Genomic DNA, 415 nt, shown 5'->3' on the forward strand with positions numbered 1-415 from the left:
GCTCCGCCTCTCGCAGGCGCACCTCGCGCTTCCCGGCGGCGGCTCGGAACGTGGAGCCGCCGAACAAGCGCTCATCGGGTAACACCTCGGCCAGCGTGCGGGCCACGGCGCGGGAAGGCCCGTCGAAGGCCTCGAGCCGATGGGCAAAGGCGAGCTTCTTCCCGTAGGATAAGTACTCCCCACGCTGCACGCGATGGGCTAAGGCCTCAAGGTCGCGCACCACGTAAGTGCCCTGCGGGCCTTCCGCATCGATCCGCAGCGACCAGAGACGCCCGTCGAAGGCAAGGTGCGGCGTCAAATGAACACTGCCGTGCGCCACGCCCAAGACGGGCAATCCAGCTCCGCGCGATGCTGCGCCTGCAGGCGCCGTCGCGCCTTGGGCGAGGCAGCGGGCCAGCGCCTCACTCGTCGTGCG

The 415-nt window shown here is 69.9% G+C and carries 1 protein-coding gene; it reads right to left on the reverse strand.

What is annotated here, in order from left to right:
- Nucleotides 1-415: hypothetical protein (locus NE591_RS12800; RefSeq protein ID WP_256156806.1), on the reverse strand; the 415-nt coding region annotated here is incomplete at both ends.

The sequence above is a fragment of the Adlercreutzia sp. DFI.6.23 genome (genome assembly GCF_024462535.1).
Classification (GTDB): domain Bacteria; phylum Actinomycetota; class Coriobacteriia; order Coriobacteriales; family Eggerthellaceae; genus Adlercreutzia; species Adlercreutzia rubneri.